Origin of the sequence: Spirosoma liriopis (genome assembly GCF_023196085.1) — a bacterium.
Taxonomy (GTDB): domain Bacteria; phylum Bacteroidota; class Bacteroidia; order Cytophagales; family Spirosomataceae; genus Spirosoma; species Spirosoma oryzicola.
Genome location: NZ_JALPRF010000001.1, coordinates 256,972 through 281,169 on the forward strand (window position 1 = coordinate 256,972; position 24,198 = coordinate 281,169).

Here is a 24,198-nt window from a genome sequence, read left to right on the forward strand (position 1 = left end):
CTGATTTTTTTGATCTGATGAACAAGTTTACTTGGTACAATCAACGAACACAACAAACAGGCTTCACCCAATGGAAGAAACAATTCAGGCTTACATCAATGCGTACAATGCCAAGGACATACCCGCCCTATTAGCCCTACTGGACGAGCAGATATTTTTCGAGAATATTTCCAATTCATCGGGTATTACGCAAACAACGTCTAAACAAGCCTTCGAACAGCTAGCTCTCCAATCGGCGGATTACGTTGCGGAGCGTAAGCAAGTGGTTCGTTTCATGGTAGTGAGCGCCACGGCTGCCGCTGTCGAAATCGATTACTCTGCTACCCTTGCCACAGATCTGCCTAACGGCTTAAAAGCAGGTGATACAATTCGTCTTCGCGGAGTAAGCATTTTTGAAATGAAACATAAAAAGTTTACCCGTATCAGCGATTACAGTTAACCGGTTCAGTATCAGAGTCAATAAACACTCCTTTGTCAACGTAAGGAGCCGATACGGGCAATTACCTTCCTTGCTTGTCAGCTTGCTACCTAACTATTAGCTCTTACCTACAAGCTCCTTACTTGATATAGACTTTATCTAAGAAAGTAATTAACAATATAACTGGCAATTAGGCAATTAAAATTAGCTCGAATTAGCTTTAAACCAGTTGACAAAGATTTTTATACGGTCTATCCACTAATACTGCCACTTCACAAGCTCATCCTTCACCGGGGATTACCCACCCAGTACTTTTGTCATGTCCGTAAGTGAACGGAGTTTGTCCATATACGGACAAGGTTAGCCATTGGCACAAAACGTAAATACTTGAAAATCAATGGCACTTACTTCTTGGCACAACCTTTGGCTTATTGACAATGAACTGTAAACAACACCAAACACAACGACTACCATGTTACTACCCATGCTTCATAAACTGGCTCTTTCGGCCCTCATCAGTGCTTCTACGCTAAGCAATCCTACGACACCCAAAGCGTTTGATGCCAGCGCCTTTGTCACCATCGACAACCACATTCGGGTATCCGTCGTCAAAACAGCCGATACGGCCATTGAAGTCCTTCTGCGTAACGCCGAAAACGAAGTGGTTTATCAGCAATACATCGGCAGAAAAGACGAAAAGTTTGCCTTGAAGCTGAATGTCGACCAATTGACTGATGGCAAGTACGAGTTAGAAGTAAAATCCAACGGAACTAGCTTTCGCAAGCAGCTTAACCTGTCTACGCAGCCGGTTCGGGAAACTAGCCGAGTGGTCGCCATGCACTGATCTTTCCGCTTTCACCGCACCCGTTCAAACCCGGCTCAGGCCGGGTTTTCTTTTTTGGTACCAGCTAACGGGAACAGCTTGTAGAGTCGCAACGTCAATTAATTGGATTGAACCATTTATATTAATCCTTGCAAGACCATTCTTCACTCATCAAAACCCAATACGCGATGCCAACCTCACTGCATACGGACGTTCTGCTGGTCGGTGCTGGCCCAACGGGGCTTTCCCTGGCCTGCCAATTTCTGCGTCATGGCGTTGATTTTATCCTGATTGACAAAGGAGAAGGCATTACGCCATACTCCAAAGCAATTGGGGTACAGGCGCGCACGCTGGAAATTTACGAACAGATTGGTTTGGCGAAATCCTTGATTGAGAAGGGTAACATCGCGGAAAAAGCGCAACTGCTTGAGGATGGCAAGGTTCGCGGAGAGGTGGCACTGGCCACCGTCGGTCAGGGACAAAGCCCTTACCCGTTTCTATTGTTAGTCGAGCAAAGCCAGCACGAACAGCTACTCTATACTTTTCTAAAACAGCAAGGTAAATCGGTTCAGTGGAAGACCAGCCTGGATCAATTTTCGCAGACAAGTGAGGGCGTAACGGCCCACGTAACAACGCCGACCGGCGACCAACAGACGATTACCGCGAAATACCTTGTGGGTTGCGATGGCGCAAAGAGCGTTGTCCGTCACACGCTCGGTTTATCCTTCGCGGGTAGCACGTTGGAGCGGCTTTTTTACGTAGCCGATGTACACATCAACTGGCCACTTGACCATAACTCGGTCAGGATTTGTTTGGCGAAAGCAACGCTGACCGCTTTTTTTCCATTGCCCGGCGAAAACCGCTACCGGATCGTAGGCACATTCCCCGAAAACGACCAGCAAGCGGAAGGAACGGTATTGTACGAAGCCATCGAACGACAAATAAAAGCAGATACGAAACTAGCCTTGGACATTACCCAGGTCAACTGGTTTTCGACGTACAAAGTGCACTCCCGGCGAGTAAGCGCGTTTTCAGACGGACGGTGCTTTGTGGCGGGTGATGCTGCGCACATCCATACACCCGCCGGTGGGCAGGGTATGAATACGGGTATTCAGGACGGTTATAACCTGGCCTGGAAACTGGCATTTGTGCTCAACCACCAGGCCGATGACCGCTTGCTGTCAACCTACAACGAAGAACGCAGTGCCAACGCGAAGCACCTCCTGGAAACGACCGACCGTATGTTTGACTTCGGCGCTAGTCCCGACTGGTTTCTGGTGAACTTACGCACGTATGTAATTCCTTACGTCGCTCATGTTTTGCTCGGGCTTGATGTAGTCAAAAAAGCGGTATTTCCGTTGATTTCACAGATTGGTATCAACTACCGATCCAGTTCCCTGAGTGAGTCGGGTATTCATCCCTTTTCCAAGGTGCAGGCAGGTGATCGCATGCCCTACGCGCTGATTGATGGAGAAAGCATTATAATGGGTTGCGCTACCCGAAATTTCATCTGCTTGTCTTTGGCGATGCGGCTGAAAACGATCCGGATAAGCTCCATGCGTTTGTCGACCGAAATCAATCCATTCTGGACATCCATCACTACCCGCTTTCGCCCACCATTCAATCGCTGTTTGCTATAGAAGGCAACTTCAGTGTTCTGCTCAGACCCGATAATTACATAGCCCTACTCGATCGTACTTTATCGGCAACCCAGCTAAAAAGGTATCTCAGGAAAACCATTGGCTGTGCTGTCAACTGACCGTGTCAATCAGAAAGCGCAAAGCGCCAGCAGGCGCTGTTTATCAAACGTCCTAGCTTTGCTTATTGGCGTTGAGCGTCAGCGTCATAAAGTAAAAAAAGTTGAACAAAGTCAGCGGTCAGCTCATTAGAAGATAGCGTTGTTTTTGGCGCTTATTCATCTATATGATCGTATGAAGACGTTTTACACCTTCTCAAGTGTCCTGCTCGCTGTTGGTTTCGGATTGACCGCCTGCGAGGATCACAGACTCAGCCCTAATGCATCCTTCCCCGAACGCATTAATTTTGTTGCGCAACGTCAGTATCCCGAAGGCTTTGCCTACTCGGCCCAACTCGACCGATTTCTGGTTTCGTCCATCACGCAGGGGAAAGTAGGTACGGTTGATGTCAACGGCAATTATGCCGACCTGATCGCACCACCCGAGCTGATTAGCAGCATGGGTATGCGGGTCGCCGATGGGCGTCTTTTCGTTTGCAACGCTGATCAGGGGGTATCGACCAAAAGTACACCGCAAACCACCCGAAAGACAGCTGAATTGTTGGTATTCAACATTGCCAGTCGTCAGTTAGAGCGCCGGGTCGATTTAGACGATTTATACACGAGTCCTGCTCATCTGGCCAATGATCTGGCCGTACAGCCGGACGGTACGGTTTACGTAACCGATTCGTTCGCGCCCGTCATCTACAAAGTGATGCCTAATGGCCAGGCGAGTGTTTTGGTAGAAAATCCGCTTTTTGCGAGCGCTACGTTTGGGCTCAACGGTATTGTTTACCATCCCAACGGCTATTTGATCGTTGCCGTAACCAGCGCTGGAAAGTTGTATAAGGTTGATCTGAAGAACGGAAACGCCATCTCGGAAGTGGGCGGTCTACCCAACTTGCCGGGTGATGGATTGAGCCTTCTGAATGGTGATCTGTACGTAGTGACGGGCAGCGGTAGTCAGGTCGCTCAACTGCGAAGCACGGACGACTGGAAGACAGCTACGGTTGTCAAACGAGACACCGAAGGATACAGTCAGGCTACAACAAACGTAGCGGTTAATGGCAGCATCTATTCGCTCAATGCCCGGATTGGCGAAATTAGCGCGGCTATGGGCGACGCGTCTAAACTGCAATCCAACACGTATAGCATTCAGAAATTCAGGTAAGCAACGTCCGGTTTGCTGCTGTTACTGATTTAAATAACGGCAGCAAACCGGACATATCTTTTGTCTTACAGCCCCGCTGATTCAGCGAAAACCCGGATTAACGTTGCTGTCTCCTATCCGGCAATGCTATTTAGTTTCTGCCTATCCTCTTCGGTTAATGTGATGGCTCCTACTGCCATGTTTTCCTCCAGATGCTTCACGTTAGACGTACCCGGAATAAGCAAAATGTTATCGGCATGATGCAGCAACCAGCTCAATGCGATCTGGTGTAGAGTAGCTCCTTTTTCAGTGGCAATACGCTGGATCACATCTTCCTTCTGAGCATCCATGCCACCGCCAATCGGGAACCAGGGGATAAAAGCGATGTTTTGTTGCCGACAATAATCCAGCACCGGCTCCCACTCCCGGTTGTACACGCTGTAGCGGTTCTGCACCGACACGACCGGAAAAAACTGCTGCGCTTTCTTAATCTCTTCTACCGATACTTCGGAAAGGCCGATGTGGCGGATTTTGTCTTCCTGCTGCGCTTTTTGCAGAAACTCAAACGTAATTTCGGCGGGTATTCTTGGATCAATGCGGTGTAACTGATACAGTTCGATGCGATCCAGTTTCAGCCGTTGCAGGCTCCCGTTCAGTGCTTCGTGCAAATGTTGGGGACTGGCATCGTTATGAATATCGGCCCATGGTCCAAAACGAACCAAACCTCCCTTTGTCCCGATAACCAGCTCTTTTGCATAAGGATGAAGGGCCTGGGCGATCAATTGTTCCGAGGTAAACGGCCCGTATTGATCGGCTGTATCAATGAAGTTGCAACCCAGCTCTACGGCCCGATGGAGTACGTCAATCGAGTTTTGCGGATTTTCGGGCATTCCCCAGATAGCAGGACCGGTAATACGCATTGCACCGTAACCAATACGGTTTACTTCCAGATCACCTCCCAGCAGAAAGGTGGTTTTTAAACTACTGTTTTCCATAAAGTTAATTAAACGATTGTCGAAATTGAAGTGGTGACAGATTGGTTTTGCTCTTGAATAGTTTGTTGAAGGATTGGGGGTATTTAAAGCCGAGTTGGTACGCTATTTCACCGACGGACAACGTTGTCGTACTCAGAAACTCCTTTGCTTTTTCAATCAGCTTATTCTGAATATGCTGCTGCGCATTTTGCCCCGTCATACTCCGTAGCAAGTCGCCCAGGTAGTGCGGTGATACGTGTAGCTGGTCAGCAATGTACTCTACGCTGGGAAGACCGGCTGTAAGCGTCTGGTCGCTATTGAAGTAATCGGCCAGCAGCAACTCTAGCTTTGTGAGCAGATCGTTGTTGATCTTCTTTCGGGTAATGAACTGCCGGTTGTAAAAACGGTCAGCATACTGAAGCAGGAGTTCCAGCTGCGTAACGATAATGTCCTGGCTATGCCGGTCTATATTCGAATGATATTCGTCTTCGATGTTGGCCAGTATCGTTTCGATCAACTGCTGTTCTTTATCGGATACAAACAAGGCTTCGGTTAATTCGTAGGAGAAAAATCCGTATTGCTTGATGGTTTTGCCCAAGGTGTATCCTTGCATAAAATCGGGATGAATCAGCAGCACCCAACCGTCCGTAGCACCGGCACTTGTATAAAGAAGTTGACCGGGAGAGATAAACGACAAAACGCCTTCGTCGAAATCGTAGTAGTTTTGCCCATACCGCATTTTACCGTCATAGTTCTTCTTCATACACACCTGGTAAAAAGGATAAATAACCCGTTCATTCAGTAGTTGGGGCGATTGTTTTACCTTATCCAGTTGAATGACGCTCACCAGCGGATGTTCGGGCTTGGGAAGGTGCAACAGTCGGTGCAGTTCACTGATGGATTGAATCACGCGAATGGGTTGCTGCTCTTCTTTTTTCATGGACTAGAACGGTTTGCCAAGCAATAAGACTTAAAAAGACGTGCTGTTGACGACAGTACAAATGTCCGCCAAAGCGCACTAAATAAAGTAGCCGGATTCCGGTTTGTTGTATTCAGAACGGATTAGTACGGTCTCTGACAATGAACAGACTTAAGCAGCGAGCTGGCTACGGTTGAGAATACGGAGATCTGTTTTATCTTACACATAAGTAAGCTACGACTTCCCAACAAAGAGCATACCCAGTTTTTTTGGTTGAGCATCCACGCTAGTCAATTAAAAATATCAGGCTTATGAAAAAGCTTCTACTCCTGTCCCTCATTGGTTTAAACGCTTGCCAGGAACCTGTGTGCAAAAAAGGCATCGACCAGACGACGGGCCTGGCCATTCGCGTGTTAGACCGGCAGTACTTTGCCTATGACCAAAAACAAGGCGAGGATTTAACCCGCAACGGCCTGATGATTAGCAGTCGGGATCAATATGAGAACGTGTTTTCGCAGTGCTGTGGGAACCGCCTTGAGAACGTTGATTTCACCCAGTACGATTTACTTGGCTTAACGACGGTTAACCGGGGAAGCAATAGCCACTATATCCGAGACGTGAAACGAGACGATACCAACAAAAAAATTACGTATACAGTCAGTGAAGCGTACTGCACTCGCTCATCCCCCATTGAAGGACACAGCAATTTCGTCGTTGTCCCCAAAATACCAGCGGGTTACCAAGTTGACTACGTGCGCAACCAATGAAGTTATCAGGCTTTTTCATCAACCAATCTATCAGCTTCGACTTAGGCTTGACGTACACGGGCGGTAACACTAAATCACTGAACACGTTACTAGCCGGTAGTGCCAATGCCGTGACGCCTAACATTCCCAAGGCCCTGAACATAGGCTTAAGGTTCCAAGTCTGTTTTGGCAAAAAATAACCTGTCCGTGGTTCTTGTATCAACCAAAAACCGCCTAGATGCCAGCGGTTTTTGGTTGCTCTGCTGCGCCTAACAAGCGCCAAACGGCTGCCAGCACCTAGGTTCGATTCAATGCTTTTCGGTAGGTATCAATCGCACGTTGGCGGGCAAAGGTGTGCTCAATCATGGGCTTTGGGTAGTCCGGCGTACCGTACTCGGGTATCCATTCACGAATATAAGCTTCTTTCGGATCGAAGGTTTTGGCTTGCGAAACCGGATTAAAAACCCGGAAAAACGGCGAAGCATCGTTGCCCGAACCAGCGACCCACTGCCAGTTACCGTTGTTGGCCGCCAGATCATAGTCGCGCAGCTTTTGGGCAAAATAAGCTTCACCAATCCGCCAGTCGATCAACAGGTGTTTGATGCAGAAACTAGCGGCATTGAGCCGAGCCCGGTTATGCATCCAGCCAACCTGGTTCAACTGACGCATACCCGCATCTACCAGCGGGTACCCCGTCATGCCTTGCTGCCAGCGTTCAATGTCTTCTTCGCGGTTCAGCCAGGGAACAGCTTCGTAGTTTGGTCGAAACGGCTTATGTTCAACGTGGGGGAAATGATCTAAAATCTGAAAGTAAAAATCACGCCAGATCAGTTCGGTCAAAAAACGCTCGCTGTGCGCCTGAGCCTGGCGCACCAACTGCCGGATGCTGATGGTGCCGAAGCGTAGATGAATACTCAGTTGGGTGGTTCCTTCCAGAGCGGGCTTGTCCCGGTTCTTGGCGTAGTGCTCTAACAGTTGGTCCGATACCTGCGTAGCCGGAAACGACTCGTTGACAGGTTTAAACTTCATAGACGCAAGACTTGGTATTGCCTGAGCCGCCGTCTTGTAGAAGCTGTTAAAATAGTTTTGGGTCGGGTAAGAGCGAACGTAAAAGTCGGTTAAGTTGGCTTTCCACTTCCGTTGATAAGCGCCAAAGACCGAGTAAGGCTTCTTTGCGTCGGTCAGGACCTCGTCGGTGTCGAAGATCGTCTGGTCTTTGTAGGCGTGAAAACCAATCCCTTGCTCCGCTAGCAATTGCTGGACCTGCTGGTCGCGTTCTTTGGCGTAGGTCTCATAGTCAGCGTTGGTATACACGCCGGCCAGCGGCATTGCCTGCATGATTTGTTTCCAGATCGGCAGCGGTTCACCGTAATATACCAACAGTGTAGAGCCCAGTTGAGTCAGCTGGTCCTGTAGCGCATGAATCTGCTGGTGAATAAACGCGACCCGGCGGTCGTGCCGATCGCTCAACGGGTCAAGAATGATGCGGTCGAAGATAAAAACAGCCAGAACCGGATGCCCGCTTTTGAGCGCGTGGTAGAGAGCGGCATTATCGTCGAGTCTCAAATCACGGCGGAGCCAGCAGAGGGCAATGGGTTGGTCAGTTGAAAAGGTCATAACGGATCAAACAAACGACGCCAACGATTTTAGGTCGTATGGCGCCACAGGGACAAGGTCTATCAGCCTTCATATCGCTTTGTCAATCCACTTTGTTCGGCTAATTGTCGAAAATGTCTGTTCTGGAAGATGCCTTAAATAATTTTTAACCGTTCTTCCTCCAGATCAATCTGATACAACTGCTGGCGGATAATCGCTTCGTCAATCAGAGGATCTTTGTTCAGTTCAGCCAGATACTGTCGTTGACTTTCGAGCATTTCCACAAAAAGAGACTTTGTTTTTACGTTCATCCACCGGTCATCCGTAGCTTTAGCCCGCTCTTCCCACAGCGTCAGGAATTTTTCCATACTGGCCTGACCGTTCAGTTCTTTCTCGTGTTTCGCCTTCAGAAACTGGTAGAGGTGCTGCTTTAAGCCCTGTTTCATTTTTTGTCTGATCTGTTCTTCCGCTTCTTCGTTGAACAAGCCGTCAAACAACCTCGACCGGGCTATCAGGTAAGGCAACGTAAGCCCTTGCACCAGCAGGGTAAGCAAGATGGCAACGAAGGTAATCACCAGAATAAGGTTTCTGTGTGGGAAGGCAGCGCCATTATCCAACGTGATGGGTATCGCCAAAGCAGCCGCCAGCGACACCACACCACGCATACCCGTCCAGCCAAGAAGCAGGGGCATCAGCCAACGCCTTCTGTTGGAACGAGAGATGGGGGCTACGCTGGGCCGGAAAATCAAGGTAGCGATCAAGGCCGCGTATGAACTAATGATTCGGGCAACGATCAATACGCCCGTTATCAGTACACCATAACCAATGGCGGCACGGAGCGGGATGCCTTCAGCGCGTACCCCTTCGACAATTTCGGGAAGTTCCAGACCGATGATTAGAAAAACAATTCCATTCAGTATAAACACAAAACTTTCCCATACGCTAAAGCTTTGAATCCGGCTGGCACTGTTGAGAAAAACAAGCCGCCTTGCCGACATAAATAAGCCACCGCTCACGATAGCCAGCACCCCCGAACAATGCACCTGTTCAGCAACCCAGTACAGGCAATAGGGTTCGATAATCGTCAGCGTAATGTGCGATTGCGCATCGAGGGGAAGACGTTTATGGGTTTTAACAAAAATCCAGGCCAGCAGCAGACCAATGCCTGCCCCCCCGATTACCATCCATAAAAAACTGAGTGCCGCTTGCTGCCAAACAAACTGACCCGTACCGGCGGCTACCAACGCGAACCGAAAGATAATAAGCGACGATGCATCGTTGAGCAAGCTCTCCCCCTCCAGAATAACGGAGGTAGCTTTGGGAATTTTCACAAATTTGGTAATCGCACCAGTACTTACCGCATCCGGTGGCGACACGATTCCACCCAGCAAGAACCCCAGGGCAATGGTAAATCCGGGAATGAAATGGTTGGCCACCAGCGCTACCGAGAATGCCGTAAACAGCACGACGAGAAACGCAAAGCTGCCAATCATACGCCACCATTTCTTCATTTCCTTGAATGAGATCGTCCAGGAAGCCTCAAACAAGAGGGGCGGCAGGAAAATAAAAAAGATAAGATCAGGATGGATACGGACGATTGGCAGTCCCGGAATAAAACTGACGAGTAGCCCTGCCACCACCAGCAGAACAGGATAAGCAATCTTTAGGTGAGTCGCCCACGCATTCAGCAGCACGATGGCGGCTACCATAGCGAGTAAAAAAGGTAAAAGGGTGTGCATTAAGTCAAGGTTGTGTAGTTGGCTGTTTATTCGCTTCAGCAATATATCATTTACCGACTGTATCAGCTACAGAAGCCTTGATCGGCAACGGATAAATTCCCTACCTACTGTGGTTAAAATTACTTTTATTGGTCAAGGGCAGGCTGCATAGGTCAATGAAGATCGACAATGGATTGATCCCAGAGAGCGTCTGCTCATACCAATCACTCACAGGAATGACAGATTGCCCGGCGATGCATCGTTTCAGCCTTATGCTCTGGTTTGTTTTTGTAACTTTCCTTCCGCGGATAAGCTTGTTAAGATCAACAGAAACAACGATATAAATCGCTTCCTGTTGATTTACCGTATATTGCTTAATCGTTCAGTAATTTTTGCTTGACGAAATAAGATATTTAGAGGAATGACATTATTCCACCCCCATGTGGACTCACTTTATTCGTAGTAACGCCAATATATGGTTTTCGCTGATTGGCATCTTGGTTACCCATTTTCGCTTACTAGGTCAACCGCTACCCCCTCAATGGGACCGTCTGTCGCTGGCCGATGGGTTATCCCAGTCTTACGTGACCTGCATGATTCAGGACCGGCTAGGCTTTATGTGGTTTGGCACGGCAGAAGGGCTAAACCGCTACGACGGCCTGCAATTTAAATCCTGGTTTCATCAGGCTAACAATCCCAATAGCATTAGTAATAACCTGATTGATGCTTTGCTGGAAGACCAGCACGGGCACATCTGGCTAGGAACCGAAGACGGACTCACGTGTTACCTCCCGGAGCAGGACACCTTTGTGCGCTACTACCACCAGCCCAATAACCTCAATAGCCTCAGCCACAATAAAGTATGGGCGTTGTTAGAGGACCGACAGGGTTTTATCTGGATCGGAACGACAAACGGGCTCAATCGGTTCGATCCTGTACGGAAGCGGTTTACGCGTTATCCCTTTCAAGAACACAACCCCAACGGAATCAGCAGTCCTAAAATCCGTTCGTTGTATCAGGATCGGCAGGGATTGATCTGGATTGGCACTTACGGCGGTGGCCTAAACGTCCTGAATCCAGGCACGAACCAGTTCACGGTTTATCGCCACGAAGCCACGAATCCGCAAAGCCTGAGCCACGATATCGTTACCAATATGTACGAAGATCGCCAGGGGCGGTTCTGGGTGGCTACTTACGGGGGTGGGCTCAATCTGATGGACCGCCGAAAGGGAACCTTCAAAGCGTTCAGAAACCAGGCTGGCAACCCCAATAGCCTGAGCCACGACGCGGTGTACACCCTCCTGGAAGATAAACAGGGGAAGTTCTGGGTAGGCACGGATGGGGGTGGTCTGAACTTGATGGACCGCTCGAAAGAGGTATTCACCCGCTATTTGCCAATGCCTACGGATCGGCATAGTTTGTCCTCACCGGTCATCAAAACGATTTTTCAGGACCGCCAGCAGAATCTCTGGCTAGGCACCTGGCAAGGAGGAATCAACATTCGCTATGCCGCCCGCCAGCCGTTTCGGGTCTACAAGTCGGACCGCTATGCTTCTGCCGGTATGCGCACCGAATTGATAACCGCCTTTCTGGAAGACGAAGCGGGCCACATCTGGATAGACGTCGATGGTAACAGTCTGAGCCGATTCGATCCGAAAACAAATCAATTTACCTACTACCCGAACGTATCTGGCCTTAAGCAATATCCATTTACAAACATACTGGACCCCCAGGGCAAACTGTGGCAGCTAACCCGGACAAGTCCCTGGCGTCACTGGCTAGACGACAAAACTGGCCTTATAAAAAGCTGTCAGCCAACCAGTAACGACTTACTGAACCAGCAAATTGATAAAGTCCTGAAAGACTGGCAAAATAACTGGTGGATGGTTGGTCAACGGGGGGTGGTCCGCTTTGATTACAGGCAGCGCTGTTATCAAACCTTCCGCCATGAACCAGCGAATCCGTATAGCCTGGCTAAAGGCAACATTTCAACCATCTTCGAAGATCAACAACACCGGGTTTGGTTGGGCGTTGCGAATGGCATCGATCTGTTTGATTCCGTTACGCACCGGTTTTCCCACTACCCTTTTGACCGAACCGGCCAGTACGGAGGAGCGATTGGTATTACCCAGGATAATCGCGGCCTGATCTGGGTAACCTCAGGGGACGGGGAGCTGTTTCGGTTAGATCCTAATCAAGGGCAACAGGCTAAATTAACGCATTCGACTTCACTGGGACAAAGCGCAATGGGCGTCCTGACCGACGCTCAGAACCGGATCTGGATAACAACCCGGAAGGGCCTACTGTGCTACGACACCAGGCAATCTTCACTCAACCAGTATGACCACCGGGATGGTTTGCAAAGCGACGAGTTCTTGATAGGCTCTCTGCTGAAAGCGCAAAATGGATTATTTTACGTGGGCGGAATCAGTGGCTTTAATGTATTTGACCCGTTACAGATCCAGAAAAACCCTTACCAGCCACCGGTAGTGCTGACGGATTTTCAACTGGCCAATCAAGCCGTCCCAATCCGGAACAGCGCGGGTGACACGCTTCCCGAAAAAAGTCCGTTGCCGCTGGCTGTTCCCTACGTAAACCAACTGGAGCTTGCCCATAATCAGAATGATTTTTCGTTCGGCTTTGCGGCCCTCAATTACTACCTGCCTCAGAAAAATCGGTTTCGCTTTCGGCTTAATGGCTATGACACACACTGGCGAGAAACCAACAGTACTCAGCCAGTAGCTTCTTATACGAACATTGACCCAGGTAATTATAGCTTCGAAGTCCAGGCGGCTAATAACGATGGACTCTGGAACAAGCAGAGCCTTTTACTACCGATTCTTATTCACCGCCCCTGGTGGGCCAGTTACTGGGCGTACGGGCTATATGGACTACTGGTCGTTGGACTCAGTCTACTGGCCATTCGTCGTTATCGGCGCCGGTTGACGCAAAAACAGCTTGCCCAGCAGCAAGCCTACGAGGACGAACAAGGACGAGTGATGACGGCCTTAAAAAGTCATTTCTTTGATAACATAACGCATGAGTTTCGTACGCCCTTGACCCTGATTCTCACCCCTACCCAGCAGTTAAAGGAAAAATTATACGATCCGACTCAGGAGGCACAGAATCATCGTCGGCTGGATACGATTGATCGCAGTGCGCACCAACTGTTGAGTCTGGTCAATCAACTGCTGGATCTTTCGAAACTGGAAGCCAAAGCCTTACCGGTGGAAGAATCGACAGGCGATCTAGTTTTGTTTGTCCAGACAATCGTTGACTCATTTCGCACGCAGGCCGAAGTCCGGTCCATTCAGCTGAATTTTGATTCGGCCGGAATGCAGCCTGCCTATTGGTTCGACTCAACCAAACTTGAGCGTATTTTGGTCAACCTGCTGGCAAATGCGCTCAAGTTTACCAACGCAGGCGGAACGGTTTTGACCCAGCTTACGTCCCTTGACGACGGCGTACAAATCACCGTGTCCGATACCGGTATTGGCATAGCACCCGAAGAGTTACCCCGCATCTTTGAACGCTTCTACCGGGTGACCAACATCCGTCCGGACAAGCTTTCCAAAGATCGGCAGCGAGAAGGCAGCGGGATCGGGCTGGCACTGGTGTATGAATTGGTACAGTTGCAAAAAGGTAAAATTGAGGTACAAAGCCAGGAACGGGAAGGCACTACTTTTCAGGTAACGCTTCCCTACCGACCAGTGGCGGCTGCTCTTTCTGCGACAACAGCAGTCGATCCAGCACCGCTCCATAAAGCTACGGAAGAAACCCCTGTCGTGCTGGTGGTTGAAGACAACGCTGAACTGCGACAATTGATCGCTGAGAGTTTACCGGCTCACTACAGGGTATTGCAGGCCCTAAATGGGCAGGTCGGTTTTGAGCAGGCCGTTGAGCAAATCCCTGATTTAATCATAAGCGATGTACTGATGCCGGTCATGGATGGTTATACGCTGGTCAGGCATCTAAAAAACGATTGGCGTACCAGTCATATTCCGGTGCTACTTTTAACGGCTAAGACAGCGCCAGCCAGCCGCCTGACAGGGTTGAGCCTTGGCGCTGACGATTATCTTACCAAACCGTTTCAGATCGAAGAGTTGCAATGGCGGGTACATAATCGACTTCAGCAAGCTCAGCAACTGCGTAACAGGTTTAAAGCAAGCCTGACTCAGCCGGACCAGGAAACTTCTATTCCCGGCTCTGCCCCCATAGACCCCTTCCTGGAATCGGTATACGCGCTAGTGGAGCAACACCTCGACGATTCAACGTTTGGAGCGGAAGCCCTGGCCGCTACCCTGGAACAGAGTCGTATGAGCGTATACCGCAAGCTTAAGGCACTGACAGGGCTGTCGGCGAGTGAATGCATACGCGGTTACCGGTTAAAACGTGCCTGCGTTTATTTGCAGCAGGGTATGTCGGTTACCGAAACCGCTTATCAAGTAGGCTTTGAGAGTCCGGCCTACTTCACCAAGTGCTTTCGGGAAACCTATCAGCTGACTCCTACCGAGTTCGCCCGATCCAATACGCCTTTGTCGTAACATTTTTGTCACAACCTCGACACTTAACAATAAATGATCGTTTTACAAATTGGCTAACTGGTGTACGAATTGCCCTTCGGATAAGCGCTTGTCAACAGATCACGGCGGAACCTACTTCGCCCACCACGTTCACCCTTCGGATTGTGGCGACATGGTCGCTACGGTTCGTATCGACCACGCAAACTGTAGCGCAATCGCCGAATGACTGGCGTTATCCGTTGTGCGCCAGAACATGACGACGTCCAACGTTCATAAAGTGTATATCGTAGTTGTGTTTAAGCTGTCGGTAGATTACCCGCGCAAATCGCATTAAAGCACCGCTGCTTTTTTGCCACCCGCTCCGCTGAATCGTACTGGGTTCTACCGAATTGTTGTGATAAAATAACCCCGTATGGTCCTCGTAGAAGAGCCCTTTTCCTTTGTTTTGCAAAAAGGAGATGCACATTCTGTACTCCGTTTGGTCTGGTGGAGTTGTTTCGTCAAAAGGGCCAAATTTATCCAGAAAGGAGCTACGGCGCAGGTGAGGATGGTCACTGTAATAATGCACTTTCCGGTAGTTGATAGCCAAGGGTGAAAAGACCATTTCCGAAAACATAGTGGAATAAGGCTTCAGGTACGGATAGCGGAAGTAGGCATAAAAGCGTACAATATCCAGCTCGGAACGTTTATTCATTTGCGCTAACGACTCGCGAAGCGCGGCTGGGAATTGGGCACCTGCTTCAAAATCATCTTCAACAAACAGGGTATACGGCGTCTTTACCGCCCGCTGGCCCTTATTCATGTTATAACCAGCACCCATGTTACGGGGGGAGGTAAGTAACTCGAAAGAGAATTTCTGTTGTAGCTTCTTGATTCGATCCAGGTGAAGAGGCTGACTACCATCGTCCGTTACGATAATAGCTGCGAACTGGCAGTTAAGCGCCTGAAAACTCTTGAGCAGATTTTCCAGCGAAAGGCTTCGATTGTAGTTGGTGATTAATACCGTTACCTCGTTGAATGCGTGAACCATGATAGCGTATCGTTTTGAGAGAATATAGTGCCGATTGGCTGATTCAAATGTAGCGGTCAGTCAGGGCTAGGCTAAGTGGATTTCGATGAGCAGCTGGTTTAGCCCGTTTTTAGGTTACTTTAGACGATAAACCGAATTATAAAACGATAACTAACTCTTATAAAAATCCCTATTTAGTTTACCATTTTACCCGTCGATACGAATTTTTACTTTTTCATGTTACTATCAAGCGCTATGCTGGGGGTATATTGACAATCGTATTATGGTTACGCACCAAAAACTAAAACAGCCCGGTACCTGAACAGTACGGGCTGTTGATCCACTTTCAGTTGACGATATAAACTGCGATTACCGTTGCAGGTATTTAAGGGGGTCCACTACGTTATAATCCGTATCGTCCCGTAGAATGCTGTTGAGGGAGCCAAGGTGAGCCGCCCCAATGAGTAGTAACGCCCGTTTCGCCTTCGTTTTTAGTTGGGCAGTAACCATGTTGGAGTATATTTTGTAATCTCTGTTTTTAAAAACAGAGATCAGTTCAGCACCAATATAGGCGGGGTTGATAAAGGCCGTATCGACCATTGCATCCGGATTTTTAAATGTTCCATTCACCACTCTCGCTGGCGTGATATAGCGTAGATGATAAATTTTGTTGTAGGTCTCAGGCTGATTGATAAAAACCAGGTAGTTCGTAAACGATAATTTATTTTCCTGTAGGGCTTTTACTTTTTCAACGACCATTGATCTCAAGGCCGCCCCTTCTTCTTTATACAACTGGATGTTCTCACCATTATCCAAAATGCCTTGCGAAGTTCCTCCCGGCGCATTGACGCAATGTATTTTGGGTAGACCGAGTTGTTTAGCCATTCTAAAGGCTAGCTGGTAAACTTCACTTCGACCATCTTCCAGTTGATCGAGTTTTAGCTTGTCGTGAATGTAGAGATTGTATAAACTGTCGATCCGTTGCTGTTTGTCAGGAAGCACCTCCACCATGATCAGGTCAGGCCGATAAGGCAGAATCCGTTTTGCAAACGCAGCAAGCTCACCTTGTTGCTTAGGCAGCAAAACGTCGGTGTTTGGATTACCGCTGTTATAAAGTTGGGCAAGGTGGTCGGACCCTAACAGCATAATATCTGTTTTTTGAGCCTGCACGGATGCACTAAGAAGTGATGCTACTACCGCTGTCAGGAGTATACGCTTTACGTTCATTCGAGTTTTCACAGTATAGAAGGTTGATTGTGCGGCCTTGGCCACTCAGCACAAAAATAGCGTAAAACGACAGTGTAGTGTTTTTGTTGATTCGCGACAGGTCGCTTCGGCAAACTGGTTTTGCCCACTAGCAAGTTGATTTAATTACGACTGATCACGCTGAATGGTCAAACACGCTCAATATAGATTCGCCCTGCGTCCTGACAGCAGAAACAGTACTGTCAGGACGCAGGGCGAATCAAATGCAAAGAGGAAGGTTAGTAATTGCGCGGGACTAGTGTAACGGTATCTATCCAATAGTCGTTTAGCGCCCGAAAGTAATTCTCCCATTGTTCTAGACCCAAAGGCTTTGTAATGAACGAGTGAGCGCCTAGTTCATAAGCCTTTGCAATTATAGCACTGTCTTCATTGTGGCTTAACACAACAATCGGTAAGCGGGGATAGTCCTCTCTAATCCTTTTTAGCAACTCAAAGCCCTGATCCGAGCTTGGTAAATTTAAATCGAGTAGTACTAAACGGGGAAAATCACGTTGCTCAGCAGCCGTTATTTGCAGGTGAATCACTGCCTCTTCAAGAGTAGAGGCCATAACTGGCTGAGCCAGGGGCATCTTTTCCCGTAAACCGAAAGCGATTAAAAGTTGATGGTCCTTATTATCCTCTACGACCAATAAGGGAAAGGATCTTCTTAGGTGGCGACGCTTGTCGTCAGGAGTCATTCTAGCGATTGTTGAGTACTTGTGTATTGAGCGCTCAACAATGCACAATCAATATTAATTCTGCTAATTCCCGTTCGAACACCTCTTTTTTTTAATAGAATATAAAGTACTGTGTAACACCTTACTAACCTGCTTGTTATGACAAAAAGAACACCCTTCCTTCACTGGCTTCCTTTCAACGAAGATCCCTTGGCGAGAGCCGTGTATTCATTCTGGACGTAGTGGAAGGGTAATTCTTAGTCGCTTACTTAACTCATATTGCCTCTCAGTAGACAAATCAGTGTAAGCTTGGATTGACTGGATGCGCAGGACGATCTCTTTCACCCTTGCTTACAAAACCATCATCAATGCTGTCCTCATCGTCTTCCTCTACCAGTAAAGAATCGGCATATGACTTAACCATATCGTTCTGCACGCCGGAAAAGTCGGGAGCGTTGGGAATAATCAGCCAGGCATTAACCGACTTAGCTTCCTCTATTTCTTGGTTGTCATTAGCTTTCTGCGAACGGCTCTGGTCAGCCATGCGTTCGTTTTGCCAATAAAACGTTTTATCCTGATGGTTATAGAAGCCAGTCCGAGGGCCCGAATCGTCTGTATTCAAAATCATTGAATAGTTGTTTTCGAGTGATTCAGCGGTGAGGTCAGGTGGGGCCTGCGTTGCTGAATACCATTTGCCAAGTTCAATGTCTGTGTCGGGTAAAATCGCCATAGTAAGGTTGTATTCAATAGTAGACCACAATGTACACAATTCAGCGATAGTAAGTTTGTCTAGAGAAATAACTAGACGGCGGGCAACATACTGTGCTTAAGCGGACCGTATTATTATCTCACTGGTCTCAAAATCCACTTAAATTGTTTACATTTATCCATACAAAAATCATATACTCATCTTAGATAACTTTTCACCATGAACAAGCTCGTATGGATTAGTTGCGTCGGTGTCGCTACGGTGTTGACCGCTTGTCGCGACACCAACCAGGAAGTAACCCCCGATTTGGCTTCACCCCTAGTAGGAAAATTTAACGTTACTTATCTGATTGCGGGCCCAATGAGTCAGACCAGGCAAGGAGGAACCGGTTCGTTTGTGCGATTGGAACGAAAAAGTAATAATACCCTACTGGTTAAGGTAAGAATTGATGACGGAATGGTTCAAGTCAACGATCAGTACGAGGCCAGAATCGCGCCCGTTAGCTTGCAAGCGTATAGTCAACAAGAAGCTGGCCTTCGTAGTCGCTATAGCTTGACGGCTGCTAACTTGAGCCCACTTGGTGGGGAAAGTGTGAGCCAGATTAGTCTTTTCCAGGACGGAACGATTCGGGCGGCACTGGGCTACGTAAACTCCTTAGGACAAACCGTCAGTCTGGGAGTAAACTTGTAGGAAAGGCCAAAGTGCAGAATCCTATCGTTCCGTTAATTGATAGCGTCTCTTAACGCACGAAATACACGCTCGGTCAAAACCTTGTTTAGTATGGGCCTAGCTATTGCAAAGTCTTATACTGTTTACTGTTAACAGCTACGAAACCGATACAACAGCGTTGCACACCATTCATTAGACTGATACGTTTTTCCAATTGTTTAATCGCCTAACATCATGAAAAAGCAACTTATCATTCTAGGGCTTACTGCATGCGTTGCTTGTCAGCACGATGCTCCAAGTGTTCAGCCGGTGCTTGCTCCCGATGCTGCGAAAGTTATAGCGGGTACCTATACAGCTACCATAGCACGGATTCCTGACGTAAAATCGTATCCCATCAACGGTAAAACGATCACCTTTCAAATCGAACGCATTGCCCCTGACACGGTACGCGTCAACGTGCAGGCTCCTGCTAACGGCTTCTATTCGCCCGCCAGAGACACTACCTACAATAAAGTTTATGTGCTTACAAAGCCACAAGGCTACTATCTGACATTAGAAACTGACAAAACCCAGCCGAATAATCAGCTGGGAAGCGAACTCGTAATTACCTCCCCTCTGGCACCCGATACCTCACCAAACTGGGCATCGTACGTATTTCTACCTCCGGGCTACAAACTAGGTCGCGTATCGGCTGAATTTACTAAAGTCAAGTAGCACAAATTGCCCGGCGGAGAGCAATACCTGACGAAGAATTTCGAAAAGTCTAAAATCGTTGCTCGCTTGAAGTGGTAATTCAAGCGAGCAACGATTTTTGTAACAGCCGTTGCTTGTCTGTTAATCAAGCACATATACCTGGTCAAAACCCTTTTGTGTCACTCCGAGAAGAGTATATCGAATAGACTTACCCATAGTTATTACTACATACAAAAAAAGTAGCCAGCATCTAAGCTAGCTACTGTGTACTATCCTTGTTTTAATCGTGCTATTTCTGGCCAAACGTAAAGTAGACACCTGCTCCCAGCAAAAGCCACTTTCCTATTTCACCATCACCAAAAATCAGATGATAACCCGCATCAGCATTTAATCCCAAGCTAGGTGAAAGAGCATATTGCAACCCTACCTTGGGAGCTACGCCGAAATCAGCAGAGCTAGCCGATTCTTTAAAGGTCTGATACCCGTTAGAGATTTCAACCGTACCAGCAGCTCTATATAATCCAGCTTCCAGCCCAACATAGGGTCGCAAAGCGGACGTGGAGAAAAAGTACTCAGCCTGACCCGTCACTATAAGAAAATTGAATGAGGCTTTCGCTGATCCGCTGAGACCAGCTCCAGGATCAAAAGCAAAATTAGCTGAATTACTTTGGCTAAAATACCGTCCGTTTAAGCCAACAGCTAAATTGGGTTTAACAAAATAGCGTAGCGTCGCTCCGCCCCCCCAGTAGCCGTCCGAAAACGAGGAGCCAGATTCAGTTGGAGCCAAGTAATTGCCCATTAGGTTCGCTTGAAACTGTGCCTGGGCCTTGGAGGAAAAAAGTAGTGCGCCTACCACCAGAAATAAGAAAGTTGTTACCTTGAAAGAGCTTTTCATGCTGAAGATGTTGCTTTGATTGACGCTAAGTTAGAATTTATGAACACAGCGGCCTACGTTCATTTAGTCAAAGGCGACTAATCGGGCTTGTTCATAATGCCTCCCACGATCTGTCTCCACATCATATTACTCCAGCGGTTCGAGAGCCAGACGAGCTAATCGGCCAGACTCATCCCAGTATAAAGCAATTGCCCCGTCTGGTCGCTCGGCTAGCAAACGGAATCCTTGCTCGATAGCGTACCGATGCCGCGCATACACCATGTCTACCCCTTCCTGATAAGCCACTACAATTCGTTTAACCCCAAACGGACTACCAACTGGCCAGTTGCGTTGACTCACATTATACTTCATCATGTTTAGAACAGCTAAGTGAATAGAATTACTTAACGTCTAGACCCCTTAATTGCTAACTTAGTTGTAAGAGCCTAACAAAGCGCTTAAGCAATAATTTTATCGGTTTTAGTAGTCGTATCCCTTCCTAACAGTCCTGCTACTCAAATATACCTTCGAACTAGTTTCAGAAGCTGTTGATAGTAGAGCTACCCAGTATTACATTAATTTCCACGCGGGGCGTCGTATTCCTAAAAGCAGTAAAAACGGGCAGCTTGTACTGTTTAGGCTGAGAACGAGCACCATGTGAACGAAGAACTGGTGTACTGATAACCCTTGCGTCATTACACGGCTGTCCTTATAAGACTTAAATAAACAATAGTGTGTGCAAACAAAAAGCTGCCAACGTTTCCGAAGGCGGCTTAAGTTGCTGGTTATCAGCTGAGCCAGTGGAGAAATTCGAACCCCCGACGCGCTTGCGCATCCTGATTACAAATCAGTTTTATCTATTCATACTTACTATCTGCTTGTTTATTATTAATACTGTTATTCAATACATTATACAAAGTAGCGGTATATTTATTTTCGTCTTAATTCTGGTTTTTGAGGAAATCTGTATGCAAGCGGCTTAGCTACCTGATTATCGTATAGACATACTGACTACTCTTCACCATGAATGCAACGGCCAACTTTTACTTCGATACTCGCCAGCAAAAACAGGATGGCACCTACCCTATTAAGCTACGCATCACCTACCAACGATAGCAGCGCTACTACCCTACTGAAATTAATCTGACGCTCGATCAGTGGCACAAAGTCTGTAAGCCCAAGCCACGCGAGGATTTTATCAAAGACACAAAGGCTTTTCTAGATGTAATCAATAAAAGGGCTGAGCAGATAATAAGTGTACTGCCCGTGTTCAGCTTTACCGAGTTCGAAAGTCGTTATAGCAGTAAAAGTCCAAACCGCCCTGACAATGTACTCATGGCTATGGAGCAGTACATCGATCAGCTTTCTAAAGAAGGTCGCGCCAGTACAGCTAGTAGTTATAAGGATTCGCTGGTTGCCATCAGGACTTATCATAATCGACAAAGCGTTTTATCTTTTTCGGCTATTACACCCGTTTGGCTTAAAGGCTTTGAGCAGTGGATGACTGGCAATAGTCGCTCCCTGACAACAGTGGGTATTTACCTGAGGAGCCTTCGCACGATCTATAACCGCGCAATGGAGGAAGGCATTCCGAAGAAATTAAAGCGATCATTGAGCGGTGGGGACAGCGGCCAATTCGGCCTAACCAATATATTTTTAACGTCCTCAAGCCCGGCTTAACGCCAGAACAGGAATTAGGGAAAATTCGACAATTCGTTAAGATGACGAATATTTATATTCGTCAGATAGCGTCTACAGTTGGTATCGACAAAGACGTAACGCCCGACACGGCTCGCCACTCATTTAGTACCGTCCTGAAGCGATCCGGAGCGCCGATTAAGTTTATCAGTGAGAGCCTGGGTCATCAGGAATCCGGACGACCGAAAGCTACCTCGACAGCTTTGAAGATGACGTAAAAGCGCAGTACGCTAGTGCGCTGACCTCGTTTAAAAAGAAGGACAAAGAGTAGCTAGTCTCTACCCCCATAAGCGGTTTAGTTGAAAGACTGGCGAAACTCGACGGGTGATACGTTCGTCTTTTGCTTAAATAGCTTATTGAAGGATTGAGGATGCTCAAAACCTAGTTCGTACGCAATTTCAGCAATGCTTAGACTGCTAGTGCTCAGCATATCCTTAGCCTTTTCAATCAACTTATTATGGATAAACTGTTGCGTACTTTGGCCAGTTAGCGACTTGAGCATGTCGGTCAGGTAGCGGGGTGATACGGCAAGATAGTCTGATAGCTCTCTAACGGAGGGTAATCCAGAAAGCGACGCGTTTTGGCCATTGAGCCGGGTTGACAGATACGCGTCCAGTTTAGCAATCAAATCATTGTAAATAGCCTTCCGCGTAATAAATTGTCGATTATAAAATCGATTGCAGTAGTTGAGTAACAATTCGATTTGAGAGACAATAATATCCTGGCTGAATGAGTCTATATTCGTTGCCAGCTCACTAGCTATGCTGTCAAATAGATCAGTAACAATGGATTTCTCTTTCTCGGATAAAAATAGGGCTTCCGAAACGGCGTAGGAGAAAAATCCGTATTTATTAATTGTATTTCCAAGTGGATAATGTCGGATAAGATCCGGATGAAAATAAAGACTATAGCCTTCGTAGCTGCTTTCTTCTCCCGACATCGTGACTAGCTGATTCGGGGCCAAAAAAGCCAAGCCTCCTTCGTCAAAATCGTAGTACCCCTGCCCGTACCTTACCTGCCCTTGAAACTTCCGCTTAAAGGATATTTTGTAGAAGTTGATAATAAACGATGTTCCCGCATCAGCCAGATTCACCGCTAAGTTGCTGTAGTTAACCAAAGCGATAAGCGGATGGAGCGGCTTAGGCTGCGCGATCCACTCCATCAACGTTGAGATGCTAGTGACTACATGCGTTTTCTTATCAGACGCTTTCATATCACATTTACTTGGTTAAATCCGGTGGTTAATCCTGAGCTGAAGGCCGAACCACGATATCACCTACATCGACGTTTTCCGGCTGCTCGATGGCGAAGGCAATAGCGCGGGCAACAGCATCGGGTGAAATAGCTACTGTTTCGCTCCGTTCAGTGATAGCGGCCCTCATCGAAGGATTTTTGATTTTACTAGCAAATTCGGTTCGTACAAAGCCTGGCGATATACCGGTTACGCGCCACCGTCCATTCGACTCTTGACGTAAAGCTTCGCTTAGGGTACGAACGGCATTCTTTGTTGCAGCATAGACGCCTTGCATAGGAACAATTTTGATTCCTGACGTAGATATAACATTGATGATATGGCCAGAGCCCTGTTGACTAAAAACAGGCAGCGCAGCGGCAATGCCATATAAGACACCCTTCAAATTTATATCAATCATTTCCTCCCACCCCTCAACGTCCAGTTCATCAATTCGGGAGAGCTGGCTCACGCCAGCATTGTTAATCAGTACGTCCAGTTTTCCAAAACGCTCGCACGCCAGGGTTACCAAACTCGCTAAATCAGCTTTTCGTTTAACGTCTGATACGACATAGGCTACCTCACCACCCGCTGACTTGATTTGGGCGTTAAGCGCTGCTAGGCGGTCGACTCGGCGTGCACCCAGTACAACGGCTGCTCCCCTCTCAGCGAGCAATAAAGCGGTAGCTTCCCCTATACCGCTACTGGCTCCTGTAATTGCTACCACTTTACCTTTGATTCCATTTTCCATAGTTAAAACAGATTTTACACTGCAAAATTCACCCATAGAA

At 47.7% G+C, this 24,198-nt stretch carries 23 protein-coding genes; 11 read left to right on the forward strand and 12 right to left on the reverse strand.

The window, feature by feature from the left end; all coding sequences use genetic code 11:
• The first annotated feature begins 70 nt into the window (after positions 1–70).
• The 4 genes from M0L20_RS01015 to M0L20_RS01030 all read left to right on the forward strand — a co-directional run bounded on the left by M0L20_RS01015 (position 71) and on the right by M0L20_RS01030 (position 4,147).
• Positions 71–439, forward strand: coding sequence for a nuclear transport factor 2 family protein (locus tag M0L20_RS01015; protein ID WP_248475246.1), 369 nt, complete (start codon positions 71–73; stop codon positions 437–439).
• A 451-nt stretch (positions 440–890) separates the two neighbouring features.
• Positions 891–1,262, forward strand: coding sequence for a hypothetical protein (locus M0L20_RS01020; RefSeq protein WP_232558969.1), 372 nt, complete (start codon positions 891–893; stop codon positions 1,260–1,262).
• 167 nt (positions 1,263–1,429) lie between these two features.
• The gene (locus tag M0L20_RS01025) at positions 1,430–2,881 is read left to right on the forward strand and encodes an FAD-dependent monooxygenase (RefSeq protein ID WP_248475247.1); all 1,452 of its coding nucleotides are present in this window, start codon (positions 1,430–1,432) and stop codon (positions 2,879–2,881) included.
• A gap of 291 nt (positions 2,882–3,172) precedes the next feature.
• Positions 3,173–4,147 (forward strand): gluconolaconase, encoded by a 975-nt coding sequence (locus M0L20_RS01030; protein WP_232558971.1) that lies wholly within the window; start codon positions 3,173–3,175, stop codon positions 4,145–4,147.
• A 113-nt stretch (positions 4,148–4,260) separates the two neighbouring features.
• Here the strand turns inward: M0L20_RS01030 and M0L20_RS01035 are convergent, their stop codons facing one another.
• On the reverse strand, positions 4,261–5,121 hold the full coding sequence (locus M0L20_RS01035) for an aldo/keto reductase (protein WP_248475248.1): 861 nt from the start codon (positions 5,119–5,121) through the stop codon (positions 4,261–4,263).
• 4 nt (positions 5,122–5,125) lie between these two features.
• Positions 5,126–6,040 carry a helix-turn-helix domain-containing protein gene (locus M0L20_RS01040; RefSeq protein WP_248475249.1) on the reverse strand — a complete coding sequence of 305 codons (915 nt, stop codon included), beginning with the start codon at positions 6,038–6,040 and terminating at the stop codon, positions 5,126–5,128.
• Positions 6,041–6,330: 290 nt separating this feature from the next.
• Between M0L20_RS01040 and M0L20_RS01045 the strand changes: the two genes are divergently transcribed.
• Both M0L20_RS01045 and M0L20_RS01050 read left to right on the forward strand, forming a co-directional pair.
• A complete protein-coding gene (locus tag M0L20_RS01045) occupies positions 6,331–6,786 on the forward strand; it encodes a hypothetical protein (protein ID WP_248475250.1) in 456 nt (151 codons plus the stop codon).
• On the forward strand, positions 6,783–6,965 hold the full coding sequence (locus M0L20_RS01050) for a hypothetical protein (RefSeq protein ID WP_248475251.1): 183 nt from the start codon (positions 6,783–6,785) through the stop codon (positions 6,963–6,965). The genes M0L20_RS01045 and M0L20_RS01050 overlap by 4 nt, the downstream gene beginning before the upstream one ends.
• Before the next feature lie 97 nt (positions 6,966–7,062).
• On the opposite strand, the gene M0L20_RS01055 is transcribed toward M0L20_RS01050, so the two are convergent.
• Complete coding sequence (locus tag M0L20_RS01055) at positions 7,063–8,382, reverse strand: cryptochrome/photolyase family protein (protein ID WP_248475252.1); 1,320 nt, start codon at positions 8,380–8,382, stop codon at positions 7,063–7,065.
• A gap of 134 nt (positions 8,383–8,516) precedes the next feature.
• Entirely contained in the window at positions 8,517–10,100 is a 1,584-nt protein-coding gene (locus tag M0L20_RS01060) for a Na+/H+ antiporter (protein ID WP_248475253.1), read from the reverse strand.
• A gap of 419 nt (positions 10,101–10,519) precedes the next feature.
• Here M0L20_RS01060 and M0L20_RS01065 point away from each other — a divergent pair, with 419 nt between their 5' ends.
• The gene (locus M0L20_RS01065; RefSeq protein ID WP_248475254.1) at positions 10,520–14,623 is read left to right on the forward strand and encodes a hybrid sensor histidine kinase/response regulator transcription factor; all 4,104 of its coding nucleotides are present in this window, start codon (positions 10,520–10,522) and stop codon (positions 14,621–14,623) included.
• Positions 14,624–14,834: 211 nt separating this feature from the next.
• Here M0L20_RS01065 and M0L20_RS01070 read toward each other — a convergent pair whose 3' ends face one another.
• The 4 genes from M0L20_RS01070 to M0L20_RS01085 form a co-directional block, all read right to left on the reverse strand.
• On the reverse strand, positions 14,835–15,632 hold the full coding sequence (locus tag M0L20_RS01070; protein ID WP_248475255.1) for a glycosyltransferase family 2 protein: 798 nt from the start codon (positions 15,630–15,632) through the stop codon (positions 14,835–14,837).
• A gap of 348 nt (positions 15,633–15,980) precedes the next feature.
• A complete protein-coding gene (locus tag M0L20_RS01075) occupies positions 15,981–16,850 on the reverse strand; it encodes a DUF5694 domain-containing protein (RefSeq protein ID WP_248475256.1) in 870 nt (289 codons plus the stop codon).
• A 245-nt stretch (positions 16,851–17,095) separates the two neighbouring features.
• Positions 17,096–17,554, reverse strand: a complete 459-nt coding sequence (locus tag M0L20_RS01080; RefSeq protein ID WP_232558981.1) for a response regulator — start codon at positions 17,552–17,554, stop codon at positions 17,096–17,098.
• Between the two features lie 277 nt (positions 17,555–17,831).
• Positions 17,832–18,263, reverse strand: coding sequence for a hypothetical protein (locus M0L20_RS01085; protein ID WP_248475257.1), 432 nt, complete (start codon positions 18,261–18,263; stop codon positions 17,832–17,834).
• Positions 18,264–18,461: 198 nt separating this feature from the next.
• On the opposite strand from M0L20_RS01085, the gene M0L20_RS01090 reads away from it, so the two are divergent.
• A complete protein-coding gene (locus M0L20_RS01090; RefSeq protein WP_248475258.1) occupies positions 18,462–18,932 on the forward strand; it encodes a hypothetical protein in 471 nt (156 codons plus the stop codon).
• A 213-nt stretch (positions 18,933–19,145) separates the two neighbouring features.
• On the forward strand, positions 19,146–19,625 hold the full coding sequence (locus tag M0L20_RS01095) for a hypothetical protein (RefSeq protein ID WP_248475259.1): 480 nt from the start codon (positions 19,146–19,148) through the stop codon (positions 19,623–19,625).
• Between the two features lie 268 nt (positions 19,626–19,893).
• Here the strand turns inward: M0L20_RS01095 and M0L20_RS01100 are convergent, their stop codons facing one another.
• Both M0L20_RS01100 and M0L20_RS01105 read right to left on the reverse strand, forming a co-directional pair.
• Positions 19,894–20,499 (reverse strand): outer membrane beta-barrel protein, encoded by a 606-nt coding sequence (locus M0L20_RS01100; RefSeq protein ID WP_248475260.1) that lies wholly within the window; start codon positions 20,497–20,499, stop codon positions 19,894–19,896.
• Positions 20,500–20,625: 126 nt separating this feature from the next.
• On the reverse strand, positions 20,626–20,853 hold the full coding sequence (locus tag M0L20_RS01105; RefSeq protein ID WP_248475261.1) for a hypothetical protein: 228 nt from the start codon (positions 20,851–20,853) through the stop codon (positions 20,626–20,628).
• An 891-nt stretch (positions 20,854–21,744) separates the two neighbouring features.
• On the opposite strand from M0L20_RS01105, the gene M0L20_RS01110 reads away from it, so the two are divergent.
• Positions 21,745–22,158 carry a phage integrase SAM-like domain-containing protein gene (locus M0L20_RS01110; protein WP_248475262.1) on the forward strand — a complete coding sequence of 138 codons (414 nt, stop codon included), beginning with the start codon at positions 21,745–21,747 and terminating at the stop codon, positions 22,156–22,158.
• Between the two features lie 41 nt (positions 22,159–22,199).
• On the forward strand, positions 22,200–22,394 hold the full coding sequence (locus M0L20_RS01115; protein WP_248475263.1) for a tyrosine-type recombinase/integrase: 195 nt from the start codon (positions 22,200–22,202) through the stop codon (positions 22,392–22,394).
• Between the two features lie 77 nt (positions 22,395–22,471).
• Here the strand turns inward: M0L20_RS01115 and M0L20_RS01120 are convergent, their stop codons facing one another.
• Entirely contained in the window at positions 22,472–23,389 is a 918-nt protein-coding gene (locus tag M0L20_RS01120; RefSeq protein WP_248475264.1) for a helix-turn-helix domain-containing protein, read from the reverse strand.
• Between the two features lie 28 nt (positions 23,390–23,417).
• Positions 23,418–24,158, reverse strand: coding sequence for an SDR family oxidoreductase (locus M0L20_RS01125; RefSeq protein ID WP_248475265.1), 741 nt, complete (start codon positions 24,156–24,158; stop codon positions 23,418–23,420).
• Between the last annotated feature and the right edge of the window lie 40 nt (positions 24,159–24,198).

Excerpts from the sequence above, each read along its gene's own strand:
- M0L20_RS01015 (WP_248475246.1), top strand. The coding sequence starts at position 71 with ATGGAAGAAACAATTCAGGCTTACATCAATGCGTACAATGCCAAGGAC.
- M0L20_RS01020 (WP_232558969.1), top strand. The coding sequence starts at position 891 with ATGTTACTACCCATGCTTCATAAACTGGCTCTTTCGGCCCTCATCAGT.
- M0L20_RS01025 (WP_248475247.1), top strand. The coding sequence starts at position 1,430 with ATGCCAACCTCACTGCATACGGACGTTCTGCTGGTCGGTGCTGGCCCA.
- M0L20_RS01030 (WP_232558971.1), top strand. The coding sequence starts at position 3,173 with ATGAAGACGTTTTACACCTTCTCAAGTGTCCTGCTCGCTGTTGGTTTC.
- M0L20_RS01035 (WP_248475248.1), bottom strand. The coding sequence starts at position 5,121 with ATGGAAAACAGTAGTTTAAAAACCACCTTTCTGCTGGGAGGTGATCTG.
- M0L20_RS01040 (WP_248475249.1), bottom strand. The coding sequence starts at position 6,040 with ATGAAAAAAGAAGAGCAGCAACCCATTCGCGTGATTCAATCCATCAGT.
- M0L20_RS01045 (WP_248475250.1), top strand. The coding sequence starts at position 6,331 with ATGAAAAAGCTTCTACTCCTGTCCCTCATTGGTTTAAACGCTTGCCAG.
- M0L20_RS01050 (WP_248475251.1), top strand. The coding sequence starts at position 6,783 with ATGAAGTTATCAGGCTTTTTCATCAACCAATCTATCAGCTTCGACTTA.
- M0L20_RS01055 (WP_248475252.1), bottom strand. The coding sequence starts at position 8,382 with ATGACCTTTTCAACTGACCAACCCATTGCCCTCTGCTGGCTCCGCCGT.
- M0L20_RS01060 (WP_248475253.1), bottom strand. The coding sequence starts at position 10,100 with ATGCACACCCTTTTACCTTTTTTACTCGCTATGGTAGCCGCCATCGTG.
- M0L20_RS01065 (WP_248475254.1), top strand. The coding sequence starts at position 10,520 with ATGTGGACTCACTTTATTCGTAGTAACGCCAATATATGGTTTTCGCTG.
- M0L20_RS01070 (WP_248475255.1), bottom strand. The coding sequence starts at position 15,632 with ATGGTTCACGCATTCAACGAGGTAACGGTATTAATCACCAACTACAAT.
- M0L20_RS01080 (WP_232558981.1), bottom strand. The coding sequence starts at position 17,554 with ATGACTCCTGACGACAAGCGTCGCCACCTAAGAAGATCCTTTCCCTTA.
- M0L20_RS01085 (WP_248475257.1), bottom strand. The coding sequence starts at position 18,263 with ATGGCGATTTTACCCGACACAGACATTGAACTTGGCAAATGGTATTCA.
- M0L20_RS01090 (WP_248475258.1), top strand. The coding sequence starts at position 18,462 with ATGAACAAGCTCGTATGGATTAGTTGCGTCGGTGTCGCTACGGTGTTG.
- M0L20_RS01095 (WP_248475259.1), top strand. The coding sequence starts at position 19,146 with ATGAAAAAGCAACTTATCATTCTAGGGCTTACTGCATGCGTTGCTTGT.
- M0L20_RS01100 (WP_248475260.1), bottom strand. The coding sequence starts at position 20,499 with ATGAAAAGCTCTTTCAAGGTAACAACTTTCTTATTTCTGGTGGTAGGC.
- M0L20_RS01105 (WP_248475261.1), bottom strand. The coding sequence starts at position 20,853 with ATGATGAAGTATAATGTGAGTCAACGCAACTGGCCAGTTGGTAGTCCG.
- M0L20_RS01115 (WP_248475263.1), top strand. The coding sequence starts at position 22,200 with ATGACGAATATTTATATTCGTCAGATAGCGTCTACAGTTGGTATCGAC.
- M0L20_RS01120 (WP_248475264.1), bottom strand. The coding sequence starts at position 23,389 with ATGAAAGCGTCTGATAAGAAAACGCATGTAGTCACTAGCATCTCAACG.
- M0L20_RS01125 (WP_248475265.1), bottom strand. The coding sequence starts at position 24,158 with ATGGAAAATGGAATCAAAGGTAAAGTGGTAGCAATTACAGGAGCCAGT.